The organism is Pseudoalteromonas sp. M8, assembly GCF_018141365.1.
Taxonomy (GTDB): Bacteria; Pseudomonadota; Gammaproteobacteria; order Enterobacterales; family Alteromonadaceae; genus Pseudoalteromonas.
Genome location: NZ_CP047240.1, coordinates 2,420,862 through 2,432,913, shown reverse-complemented (window position 1 = coordinate 2,432,913; position 12,052 = coordinate 2,420,862). Strand labels below are relative to the sequence as shown.

Sequence of the window (12,052 nt, the reverse complement as noted above, 5' to 3'; positions counted from 1 at the left end):
TTGCTTTGGTAAACGTTATATTTCTTATAACACACCTCGCAATTGAAACGAAGTTATTGCTATCAGTTGCCATTTTGTTGAAGTCACAAAAAAGCCGTGTTTAAACACGGCTTAAAATCTGAGGATTTATTTAGCAGTTAATAGCCACTCGCTTAAGAGGCGAACGCCATAGCCTGTACCACCAGTTGGTACTTCGTCTTTGGCTGAGCTTGAAAGTGCGTTACCGGCAATATCGATATGAACCCAACGGGTGTCACCTGCAAATTGTTGTAGGAAAGTTGCAGCAGTTGTTGCACCAGGACCACCTGAACCTACGTTTTGGAAATCGGCGATGTCAGATTTTAGTTTGTCCTTATAGCCAAGCGGTAGACGCCATACGTTTTCGTTCACAACCTTACCTGCGTTGGTAAATTCTGTAATTAAGCTATCATCTTCAGAGAAAATTGCTGAATATTCATTACCAACTGCACGAATTTTAGAGCCCGTTAATGTCGCGACGTCAATCATGATCTCAGGGCTGTAATGTTTACGTGCATACCACATCGCATCAGACAGCACCAAACGGCCTTCAGCATCTGTGTTGACCACTTCTACGCTAATACCTTCTGCAGTGCGCAGTACATCACCCGGTGCAATTGCATACTGAGACACCATATTTGCCGCCATACCCATGACTGCTACCACGTTTAAGTCTGCTTTGCTTAGCGCCATTGCTTTTACTGTACCAAGCACGGCAGCTGCGCCCGCCATGTCAGATTTCATGCGTGCGATCGAAGCGCCGGTTTTGATGCTATAACCACCAGAATCGAAAGTAATACCTTTACCGATCAGGGCAATTGGTGTCTCGCTGTTACCTTTATAATGTGCAACAACTAAGCGAGAGCCGTGCTCACTACCACGGCCAACGCCCTCAAGCGCACCCATGCCAAGTTCTTTAAGTTCAGCTGGTGCTAGTACTTTTACTTCAATGCCATATTGTTCAAGTTCCTTTGCCGCTTTTGCAAAGTCTACTGGAGTCATTTCTGTTGCGACTTCAGAGGTTAAGTCGCGCGCTAAAAACACGCCAGCTTGAATGTGTTGTAGTGCTTTATACTGAGCCTGTGTTGCTTGTTTATCGGCAACGTCGAAGTGATAGCTTACGTTAAAAGTGTTTGGCTCTTTTTTGTATACTTCGAAGGTGTGGTCACGAAGGTTTGCACCGTGTGCAAATTGTGCTGCTAGTTCTGCATTTGAAAGCGCTCCCTCAACGTCTTCGAATGCAACCGCAACATTCTCCAGCTTTTTACCTTCAAATTTAGCGTGTAAGTTACCGCCAAGTTTGGTCATTTTGCTCGCGTTGAGTTCGCCTGCATCACCCAAACCAACAATGAAGATACGCTTATAATCAGAGTCTACCGGCGCTAATACCTCAACTGTTTTGCCATACGCGCCTTTAAAATCTTCAGCAGCAATTGCGCGCTCCAATTGTTTACGAGTGTCTTTATCTAGGAACTTTAGGTTACTTTGGTTTTCACCAGCTTGAAAAAGTACCAGTGCATCAGCGTCTGCAAGCTTGGTATTGAACTCAAAGTCAGCGGCATTTGCAGAAGTCATACTGGCAACCGCCAGCGCTAAAGCAGAAAAACGCGTAGTCAATGACATAATTTTATCCTCAGATAACTAAAATTGCGGCGTTTTTACCTCATTTGGAGAAATTTAGACACAATTTGTCGGTGAAGTAACAGCTTTTACCGTTCAGTGACATTAGGTAAGCGGCTTGTCAGCACGGTGCCTAATATCGTGACCATAATGTAGAGTGCAAGTAACACATTAATTGAAAATACCGAGGCGACGACACCAAGTGCACTTGTTAATAAAAGTACAATACCGATAATTGTGTTACTGAGCGTGACGTAACTGGTGCGTTTGTTTCCTTCGGCCATATCGACCACGTAGGTTTTGCGGCCCACGCGCACGCCTTGGTGAGCGATGGCAATGACAAAATAGCAAAGTGGAATAAACCAGATTTTTTCTAGCAGTGAAGAATAAAATAAAGAAGTTGCCAGTAGTACAGCAGTGATAGCAACGGTGATTGTAGCACCATAAATCATTACGTGTTTACTGGATTGATCGGCAAGGCGACCCCAAAATGCACCACTGACTAAACTAGCAAGTCCAGATACCGCTAACAAAGCTGCCAACACCCATGCACCGTTGCCAATATTCTGCTGCGCCAGCACGGTGAAATAGGGCGGAATAAGCGCAGAACTTAATAGCAATCCACGGGCTAAAATGAACTTTTTAAGTATTGGATCGGTTTTCAACAGTGCTAAATCTTGCTTTATTTTATCTAATCCGCTTTCACCACCTTCAGTTGCCCCTTCATATTCTTTGATTTTTGAGAACGTTAACGCACCAATCAGCCAAAAGATTGCAGCTAGTACCAGTGTGATCACAAAGTTGACGTTGTTTACTTGAGTGGCAGCGATAAAAAGCCCAACACCAAATGTAACGGTTATAAGTCCACTGACAGAGGCGGCTTGGCCGCTAAGCTGGCCGCGCTTTTGTTTAGGGATAGTTTTACCGATGACATCTTTTGACGACACGGAACTTAAGCTGCGGGCGATGCTAAAAATCGCCAGTAATCCAAGTACCAACCAAGCGTATAATTGATTTTCAGTTTGCTGCCATGCAAGCAGTGCCATAAGTAGTACACAAATAGCTTGAGTAAGTGCGCCGAGAGACCAAAGGTGCTTTCGTTTAGCGTGCTTACGCACCCACTGGCCAATAAACAATTGTGGGATCAGTGAACCGGACTCGCGAATGGGGACCAGAGCCGATATCATATAAGCGGGAGCACCGAGTGATTGCATCAGCCAAGGTAGCGTGATCTTTGGGTTGAGTAGGGCATCTCCTAATTTGCTAAATAGTTGACTCAATAAAATAAGTACGTAGTTACCGGGAACTTCTTTACACGCCTTATCGTCAATCGCTTTACAGGCACGCGCTTCGTCATCATTGGTTAGCTTTTGATAGAGATTCTCACTTATTTTACTCACACCCATTCCTTTATTTTGCAGACAGCCTACTTCACTATCATGAACGACTTTAGATGAAATGATAATTAACCTTTAGCGGTCTCATTTAATACGCAGTAAATCATATTAAGTTCAATAAGTATGAAGTGATAGTCATACTTAGTTGTGACATACAGCATAGAGAGGGTAGTGATGAGAACATTACAGGTGGCCGCATCGATAGGGTTTATCATGATGTTAGGTGTGGGTGTATCGGCGCTCGCGGGGACAGATATGCCCAAGCCTAAAGTTGATGGCGCAAGTAACCATATTAAAACGTTAGTGTTGGGCTCCGGTTGTTTCTGGGGTCCTGAAAAGCGTTATGAAAAAATGACGGGCGTGATAGATGCTGAATCTGGCTATGCCGACGGTAAAGGGTTTAAGCCAAGTTATAGAGAAATCATTAAATCGAGCCGACGTTTTGATGAAGACAACTATGCGGAGGTGGTAAAGGTAACTTACAACGCAAATCTTATCACCACCGATGCGCTGCTAAAGTACTACTTTGAAAGTCATGATCCAACCCAAAAAAATCGGCAGGGTAATGACGTTGGAACGCAGTATCGTTCGATCATTCTCTATACTGACGATCAACAAAGTGACAAGGCCCACACATTAAAAGCGCAGTATCAACATTTATTATCTGAGCAAGGCTATGGCGACATTCAAACCAAGATTAAGCCGCTTAGAAAATTTTATCCAGCGGAAGAGTATCATCAAAACTACTTAACCAAGAATCCCAAGGGATACTGCCCAGATCACAGCACGGGAGTGACCTTTGATAAGGTTGCGAAAGATAAAACAGATAACACTATGCTAGCCCAAGGTAAGCATATCGTGATTGTTGATGCTAAAAGCTATTGCCCTTATTGCGAGAAGCTAAAAAAAGAGGTGTTAAACGACTATCAAGGTGATATACCACTTCATTTTCGCTATGCAGATCAACTCGAGGGACTAATGATAAAAACCGCGACTTGGGCGACGCCAACGATCTTATTTATTGAAAATGGTGTTGAGTCTTTAGGCTTTCAAGGTTTTATGGCGAGAGAAGAGTTTTACAAGGCACTCGGAGCTTTTAAGCTGGGTCGTTCAGAAGCTTTTGACATTGCCTTTCAAAAAGGCACAGAGCGACCATTTTGCAAGCAGTATGATATCTTTAAAAACACACCAGATGGCGTATTTATCGATAAATTAAGCGGCAAGGTTCTTTTTGACACCCGAGATAGATTTAACTCGGGCACTGGGTGGCTGTCGTTTACCCACCCAGTAAAAGACAGCGTGACCTATCACAAAGATTTAAGCCACGGAATGGTGAGAACTGAAATACGCTCAAAAAGCAGTGGCATTCATTTAGGCCATGTCTTTAAAAATGAAGGGCCAAAAGGTCAAGACCGCTATTGTATCAATGCCCAAGTACTTGAGTTTAAAGCGAGAGAGGTGCTTTAGGCATTACGCCTAAAGTTACCTTTTGCTCCAGAGCCAGAGATAAATTTAAGTCGAAGTTACTTTTGTGCATTAAGAGAGCGTGTTTACTTGTTAACTTTTGAAAGTGGTACTTTGGTTATTTTCTCCTCAAATTTGATCTGCCATTTAAAATACGTAAAAGTAATTCTCATGCACTGTATACATATTCTATGTCTGTTTTGTTTGTGGTGGCTCATTTCGGTACCGACAGCTTTAGTTTAAATAAGGGAGTAAAGACAGGTTTTATTGCCCGTAAACTTATTGGGAACGAATGAGAGTATTATGTTATGATATAACTCTTAGACAACGAAGGATTTAGTCATGCTGACCTTAGCGCCATTCACCGCAACTCATGTAGAGGCAGTGAAACGAGTACACCTTGCGGAGGAGCAAATTCAATTTGCCGGTACCGCTGAATCATTTTTAGAAGATCAAAGTGAGACCACCCATTTGCATGTCATAAAGGTGGCTGATGAAATTATCGGATATTTTAAGTTTGATATTGCATATTCGAACACATATTCGTTTTGCCCAAAAAGCGGTTTAGGTTTAAGAGCATTTGTCATAGATAGCCAGCGACAAGGTCAGGGTCTAGGGACATTAGCCGCGAGTACATTGGTCCCCTATGCGCAGGCAAGTTATCCAGAGTTTGAGTCAATATATTTAACCGTAAATTGTAGAAACCCAGCGGCGATTACCTGTTACCTAAAAGGTGGATTTGAAGACACAAATGAAAAATACCTCGGTGGTCCTGCTGGCCCTCAACATATTATGAAAGCGTCTCTGATAAAAAAGCACAGTAGTGCATTATGACGTTGTACTATTTCTTTATCATTTAGTGCTTGAAGCACCTATATTTACCAAGAAATATAGTGGCGATAACAGAGATGGCAAGGAGGAAAAAGCACCTTTGGCTGTTTTTTTAAAGGTGTTGTAACCGCTTTAGATGCTTTTTCAAAGAGGCTCCTCTTAACATCGAAATTAATTGCGAGCAGATAACTCAATTTTCCGAAGTGCGTAAAGTTGAGCTCGCCATTGTCGTATTTGTCACCAACAAGCTTTGCAGAAGCGCGGCCGGATTTAAAACCATAACTTGCGATTTGGCTCTTATCTCGCTTGGTGCTCTTGGACTTAACTTAATAGCAATTGTGCTTTACACGCCTCGTAGTGATCTCATGATAGGTTGAACATGCCGTTGACAAGCATATCATAGCGCTAATTTGAGAGAGTGTATCAATTTTGTCATTTTCCTTCCTTGACGTACTTTTTTATTCGTCGCGAACAGTACGAGATAGGCGACAAAAATTTAATTATTTGACGCGAATTACATTGCTAAAGTCATAAAATAGGCGTATACATCGCGTCGAATTCTCGCTTTCTTTTTTAGGTGTATCTGTGGACTTTTTTTGGGTGTTGTTACTCATTAGCTTGAGTGCAGTTTTCGCGCTGTGTGAAATATCATTGGCAGCGGCACGCAAAGTTAAATTACAAACCTTATTTGATCTTGGTGACGTTAGAGCCAAGAAAGTATTGTATTTGCAGGCTAATGCGCATCAGTTTTTTGCTGCGGTACAGGTGGTACTCAATGCCTTGGCAATTGTTGCGGGTATGATAGGCGAGTCGGTGTTTACTCCTTATGTATTACAACTACTAAACTGGGTTGCGAGTTTTATGTATGCCGATGTTGCAGCTCATGCCTCGATGTTATTGCAAATATCCACAGTGGTGTCGTTTTTACTGATCACATCGTTATTTGTACTGTTTGCTGATTTATTGCCAAAGCGAATAGCTATGGTTATCCCAGAAACTATCGCGATGCGATTTATCCATCTAATGCTTGCCAGCGTATGGATTTTTAAGCCTATTATCTGGCTATTTAACGTGTTCGCTGATTGGATTATAAAGCTATTCAATTTACCAAATGAGCGTGACGAACAGGTAACGCGTGATGATATTTATGCGGTGGTTGATCAAAGTGCTGAGCAGGGTGAGCTGTGCGAACACGAGTACAATATCATTGGCAATGTGCTCGACCTTAACCAGACTAATATTACCCAAGCGATGATCAATCGCGATGCAATCGTGTGGTTAGACATTCAAGAATCAGAAGAAAACCTGAGCACGTTAATTCAAGCGCACAGTTTTCAACAGTATTTGCTGTGTGACGGCTCGCTCGACAAAGTGATAGCTGCACCTGAAGCCAAACAACTGCTTAGTAATATTTTGGCTAAAAAGCCGTTACTGGATGGTCAACAACAAGAATTCCATAAGCCGGTAATTTTACTTGATACTCTAAGCCTTTCCGATGCGCTAGATGGGTTGAAAAGTCATGAAAGCAACTGTGCGGTGGTGATCAATGAATTCTCAACAGTGGTCGGGATGGTAACGTTATCCAGCATCTTGAATTTAATTGCACTGAAAGACGACCAAGCAATAGAAGCCCAATTTAGACAAAAGGATAACACCCGATGGCTAGTGCAGGGCGATATGTCGATTAAGGACTTTCAAGCTTCGGTGATTGAGTACGAGTTTGAGCCGATTGAAGCCATAGAAACCTTAGCCGGTTTTGTGATCCACAGGTTAAAGCATTTTCCTGCCGAAGGAGAGTCGTTAGAAGTTGATGGTTTTAAGTTTAAAGTAATAGAAATTCAAGGATTGGCCATTAGGCAAATTGAAGTAACCAAAGAGCCCCAACTATAAGGGGCTCAGTGTTTCCAACACCGCGTTGATTTCTTTTAGCACCAAAGCCGAGGAGTCCTGCATAAAAAAGTGCCGACCAGGTATTGCTTTAGGCGCGATACCTTGTTTAAAGCAGCTTTCCCAATGTTGCATATCCATCCCTGTTGCTGCTTTATCCCGAGTACCATATAACACGGTTGCAGGGACGTCGAGTTTACAAGTTGAATCGTATTGATAGGTCTCTCCCAGCTTAAAGTCTGCTTTTAACGTTGGCAGCATCAGTTGTTGCAGTTCGATATCGTTGAGCAAAGCCGGTGGTAACCCGCCCATTAAATTTACCGAGTCGATGAACTTCTTATCGTCAAGAGTATGGTAGGGGGATTTTCTTATCGCATATTGCGGTGCCTTCCTTGCTGCAATAAACAGGTGTTTAACGATATTACAGCTGCTATGTTGAAGTGCTAAGGCAAGCTCATACGCAATATAAGCGCCATTGCTATGACCGTAAAAAACGCTGGGTAATGGCGTTGCTTCGCTCAAAATAGATGCTATTGCTGCGACCAAGGTATGAATATTATCAATGGCAGCTTCATGACTTCGCTCCTTTCTCCCGGGTGCTTGGAGTGCATATAAAGCGACATCTTTTGGTAGTTTTTCTGCCCAATTTTGGTAAACAGCTGCATCTGCGCCAGCAAAAGGAAAGCAAATGAGTTGTTTGCGAATGGTGTTAGGCTTACTGAGTAAGGAAAACCATTTGGAAGTAGAAAGCTGGTGGTTTATGCGCTCTTCTATTTTATGGGTAATCACGATACCTCCTTCACGGAGTAATCGGTAGCACTTATTTTGCTAGCAATGAGCCCTAAATGATTTCTAGCTAAATACAAGCTTAAAGCTGCTTGAATAAGCACAGTTATCACAGACAGATGCCATAGTAACTCTACGGAAACTCGTTGTGTAAGTACGAGCCAGATAACAGGTAAAACAAAAGTGAATAGTCTGGAAGCATTGCTTATAAGAGAGGGGAAAGTATTACCTGTAGCCTGAAATATTCCCGAGCAACTATAAACGATACCAGTGGCGATGAAGTTAAATGCAACAATCTCCAAAAAGTACTGCGTTTGATCGATGACATTTGCATCATTTGAGAAAGGAGTGGCAAGCAGGGAGCCGCAGTTTATTGCGATAACAGACATGAACAACATAATGATTGAAACACAGCACATTACCCAAAAAAAAGCATATTTAAATCGTGCTAAGTTATTTGCACCAAAGTTTTGCCCTGCAACTGCAGGAAGCGAAAAGACAACAGCCATCATGGGTAGAGAAAGTCCTTGAATTATCTTTGAACCGATACTGAGTGCTGCTTGGACATCCGTTGTGAGATCTTTGATTGCCCAAAACGTCAGCGAAATGTAGCAAAAGGTTAGCGTTAACTCGAGCCCAACGGGTCCGCCGATAACGAGTAGTTTTTTGATGGTAGAACGATCAATTTTCCATGCTTTTAGATCAATTCTTAGATAACCATCTGCTTTTCTGAAATATAAAAGGGTAACGACAATAGCTAATATCATGGAAATTGAACTTGCAAGTCCAGCCCCCGAGATCCCCATGGAAGGGATGAAACCCCAACCGGTTATAAGTAAAGGGGATAGCAAGATATTGAGAAGGAGAGATCCGAGCTGAGCAAACATCATAGGTTTAACTATTCCTATACCTCGCATCGCTGCTCCCAAAGTAATAAATAAAAATTGCATTGCGAGACAAGGAATAAACCATTTAGTGTAAATCATAGCCGCTTCTCGAACTGCCAAGTCTGTAGTGGTATGTTGAAGGTAAAATTGGATCACAAATAGCCCAAAAGATAGCACCACCAATCCTAATATGCAGGACAATAAAATCGCTTGATTGAAGATTGAGTTTGATTCAGCTTGGTTTTTCTTGCCCACGGAGTTCGCAATTAACGTAGCGGTTCCAACGTTTAAAATCTGGCTAATCGCAAAAATAAAAAAGAGTACGTTGCCAACTAAGCTGAGTGCCGTCGTTTCTGCATCACCTAGCTGAGATACAAAATAGAGGTCGGTAAACATATAAAGTGTATGGACAAGCATACCGATAGCCAGTGGCAAGGCCATTGATATGATATGTTTTGGAATTGAGCCTTGAGTTAAATCTTTCACACTATCATCCAATATCATGGGTTGTTGATGGCACTTTTTTCGGCCTATTTGCCGTGCGTTTATCAATATTGCTGTAATTTGGACGTTTGCCTTTTGAACTTATAAACCACTTAAAAGGGTGCAAAATACCAAGTCCAATGGCTGAAGGGGCAGGGAACAAATGTGGTTTAGTAACACCAATTTCCTGAGGTGAGCGCTCGGGGTGGTACTGGAAACTGTTAAAGGCTTTATCCCAAATGCTTAGTTCAGAGCCGTAGTTTCCAGCTTCTTGTAAGTTGGTGCTGTGGTGAAACCGGTGCAACTCGGGGGTTGCAATAAGATGATTTAGCCATCCCATTTTGACATTGATATTGGCGTGTATGAAGTACCCTTGCAATACCGTAAATTGACCGGCAATAAATACGCTTTCGGCAGAAAAGCCCAAGAGTAGAAAGATAAGTTGAATAGTAACTGCGCTTATAATTACTTCAAATAGATGTACAACAACATTATTACTTGTTGTGACCTTGTTCGGAGTATGGTGAATACCATGAAAGCTCCACAAAGATAGGTACTTGTGTTGCAATCTATGAAGCCAATATCCCGTAAATGAACTAACGAGAATTGCTAGTAACACATTTTGTGACAGTGTTAGTGCATTTTCCTGAGGTGCCAAATAAATGGAGATGGTGCGAATGATGCCCGCGCCAATCGCGCCATAAATCATCACTAAAATGAAATAACGTCCATCTCTTTGCCATTCCTTTTTGCTTGGATGCCAGCTATGTCGAAAAGGATTTATTCTTTCCATCACAACGAAGTAAAAAATAACGAATAAAACGGTGAAAAAAGTAGTGATACCAAGTTCAAGTTTTTCTGTAATCGCAAGTAAACTAATTGCACTAACTATTAAGAAAATGATTGGGTAGCAGAGTATACTCATAGCTTGAGTGACCCTATTTTTTATAGCTAAGTTATGCATATTGCTCATTCTCTTTTGGTTGCGTTGCAGTGTTGGCATGGCTTAACAAGGGCGTGACTCGAAACCTTTTGCTATCTTGTAGACAAAGATATTGGGCTATATGTCTGCCGCTAGCCACGGCCTGAGCTACACCATTTGATGTTCCCCAGTGACCGGAAAAATAGAAATTATCTAAGTGAGGTAAAGTGGGCCCATGTCTGTTGATGTATTTTTCAAACTCTTCAGAGTAAGGAGAGAATGGGTCCCAACCTAATACTGTGCCATTGTAGTTTTTGGTATATCGTTCACAAGTAAGCGGTGTGACAACATCTATAAACTCAACGTTGTTCTCTAATTCCTCAAAGTGCTGAGAAAGAAATTGTAGTATCTTGGAGCCAACGTCTTTCTTGGCGACTTTATATTCTACAGAGCGTCTTCGACGGGTGTGACTATTTCGTCCAATACTGATATGTTCGGATTGAACACTGTTTGCGTTTAAATTTTGCCATGGTTGACTGTCAGTAAGGTAAGTAATGTAGAGCACTGACTTACCTTCAGGAGCCTGCTTTGGTAATAGAGTGCTTCTAACTTGTACAGCTATTCCGCCGTGGTTAATACCTATCAACTCTGATTTCAGTTTATCGTCTATTAGATAGGTTGAATAAGGATCATGATCAGTGTAATCCTTATTAACGGCAATAAATACGGCAACTAAGCTAGGAAAAATGATGCCCTTTGGATCGTTATGCAGTTGGCTATACATTTTATCCATTACAGGGTGAGGGTAAGCACTCTTTAATAAGTGTTGTGTTGTGTTGTAACTATCGCTTGCGCTGATCACGTAATCTGCAAAGTGTTCTTGTCCGTTGCTTAGTCGTACCCCAATAGCTTTATTGTTTTCAACCAAAATTTGGTCGACTTTCGCTTTATAGTGGATTTTTCCACCTAGTTTTTCCACTCTGCTAGCCAACTTTTTAGCCAATCCTAATGAGCCGACATCCGGAACTCCTATCGTTTTATCAGCGGCATTGGCAATATTAAAAGCGAAGGGCATAACTGGAAAGTTCCCAAGTCTGTCATAAATTATCCAGTTAAGAGATTCAGCTAAAATTGGATTATTAAAGCGTTTTGAGTAGTCTTCTATACTGATAGACATTGTGTTCATCAATGTTTTCATGTAGGGAAGCAACTTCCACATCATTTTAGCTTTTTCCCACCATGTCATGAGTCCAGTATTTTTTAGAAATGGAAAGTGGGGACTACAACCAGCTAGTTTTCTAATATAGCCGCAAAACTCTTTAATATGCTTGGTATCTTCAGGAAATTGTTCGATTAAACTTAACTCGAGCTTATCGGGATCTGCGTGGAAGGTAACTTTTTGTCCATCTGGAAAAATTACGGTGTTGAATGTTTTAATGTGGTAGATTGAAACGTCATCGAGGCAACCAAGTTCATTCCAAATTAATGACATCTCATCTTTGTGACCTGTACCTTTTAACCAACTCAAGCACCAATCAAAAGTAAAGTCCTTTCGCTGCCAAGAAGTACAGCATCCTCCGGGAGTTTCATGTAGCTCAAATATTGTCGTTTCGTAACCATTCATCTGGCTGTATGCTGCGGTGCTTAGACCTGACATGCCAGCTCCGATAATAATGACTGATTTTGTATTTGTTGACATTGTTATTCCTTGTCATATTCGGCGTGCATGTAATACAGCTAAGCATCGCCGAATAGTT

The 12,052-nt window shown here is 41.8% G+C and carries 9 protein-coding genes; 3 read left to right on the top strand and 6 right to left on the bottom strand.

What is annotated here, in order from left to right; all coding sequences use genetic code 11:
* Positions 1–126 precede the first annotated feature (126 nt).
* On the bottom strand, positions 127–1,641 hold the full coding sequence (locus tag GSF13_RS15465) for a leucyl aminopeptidase (protein WP_211866187.1): 1,515 nt from the start codon (positions 1,639–1,641) through the stop codon (positions 127–129).
* 86 nt (positions 1,642–1,727) lie between these two features.
* Entirely contained in the window at positions 1,728–3,044 is a 1,317-nt protein-coding gene (locus tag GSF13_RS15460) for an MFS transporter (protein ID WP_249122684.1), read from the bottom strand.
* A gap of 204 nt (positions 3,045–3,248) precedes the next feature.
* Here GSF13_RS15460 and msrA point away from each other — a divergent pair, with 204 nt between their 5' ends.
* The 3 genes from msrA (at position 3,249) to GSF13_RS15445 (ending at position 7,220) form a co-directional block, all read left to right on the top strand.
* On the top strand, positions 3,249–4,502 hold the full coding sequence (gene msrA, locus GSF13_RS15455) for a peptide-methionine (S)-S-oxide reductase MsrA (protein ID WP_174169079.1): 1,254 nt from the start codon (positions 3,249–3,251) through the stop codon (positions 4,500–4,502).
* A 339-nt stretch (positions 4,503–4,841) separates the two neighbouring features.
* Entirely contained in the window at positions 4,842–5,333 is a 492-nt protein-coding gene (locus GSF13_RS15450) for a GNAT family N-acetyltransferase (RefSeq protein ID WP_010604901.1), read from the top strand.
* A 582-nt stretch (positions 5,334–5,915) separates the two neighbouring features.
* Entirely contained in the window at positions 5,916–7,220 is a 1,305-nt protein-coding gene (locus GSF13_RS15445; protein ID WP_211866182.1) for a hemolysin family protein, read from the top strand.
* Here GSF13_RS15445 and GSF13_RS15440 read toward each other — a convergent pair.
* From GSF13_RS15440 to GSF13_RS15425, 4 genes are read right to left on the bottom strand one after another with little or no spacing between them, the layout of a single operon-like run.
* Entirely contained in the window at positions 7,215–8,006 is a 792-nt protein-coding gene (locus GSF13_RS15440; protein ID WP_211866180.1) for a thioesterase, read from the bottom strand. The genes GSF13_RS15445 and GSF13_RS15440 overlap by 6 nt on opposite strands.
* Positions 8,003–9,376, bottom strand: a complete 1,374-nt coding sequence (locus GSF13_RS15435; protein ID WP_249122683.1) for an MATE family efflux transporter — start codon at positions 9,374–9,376, stop codon at positions 8,003–8,005. The genes GSF13_RS15440 and GSF13_RS15435 overlap by 4 nt, the downstream gene beginning before the upstream one ends.
* A gap of 4 nt (positions 9,377–9,380) precedes the next feature.
* The gene (locus GSF13_RS15430; protein WP_010604897.1) at positions 9,381–10,337 is read right to left on the bottom strand and encodes a sterol desaturase family protein; all 957 of its coding nucleotides are present in this window, start codon (positions 10,335–10,337) and stop codon (positions 9,381–9,383) included.
* Positions 10,330–11,994: an NAD(P)/FAD-dependent oxidoreductase gene (locus GSF13_RS15425; protein WP_211866177.1), complete on the bottom strand. Its 1,665-nt coding sequence runs from the start codon at positions 11,992–11,994 to the stop codon at positions 10,330–10,332. Before GSF13_RS15425 ends, GSF13_RS15430 begins: the two co-directional genes overlap by 8 nt.
* Positions 11,995–12,052 lie beyond the last annotated feature (58 nt).

Bases quoted from the DNA above. Each gene is read 5' to 3' on its own strand.
- GSF13_RS15430 (WP_010604897.1), bottom strand. From the start codon at position 10,337: ATGCATAACTTAGCTATAAAAAATAGGGTCACTCAAGCTATGAGTATA.
- GSF13_RS15465 (WP_211866187.1), bottom strand. From the start codon at position 1,641: ATGTCATTGACTACGCGTTTTTCTGCTTTAGCGCTGGCGGTTGCCAGT.
- msrA (WP_174169079.1), top strand. From the start codon at position 3,249: ATGATGTTAGGTGTGGGTGTATCGGCGCTCGCGGGGACAGATATGCCC.
- GSF13_RS15460 (WP_249122684.1), bottom strand. From the start codon at position 3,044: ATGGGTGTGAGTAAAATAAGTGAGAATCTCTATCAAAAGCTAACCAAT.
- GSF13_RS15425 (WP_211866177.1), bottom strand. From the start codon at position 11,994: ATGTCAACAAATACAAAATCAGTCATTATTATCGGAGCTGGCATGTCA.
- GSF13_RS15450 (WP_010604901.1), top strand. From the start codon at position 4,842: ATGCTGACCTTAGCGCCATTCACCGCAACTCATGTAGAGGCAGTGAAA.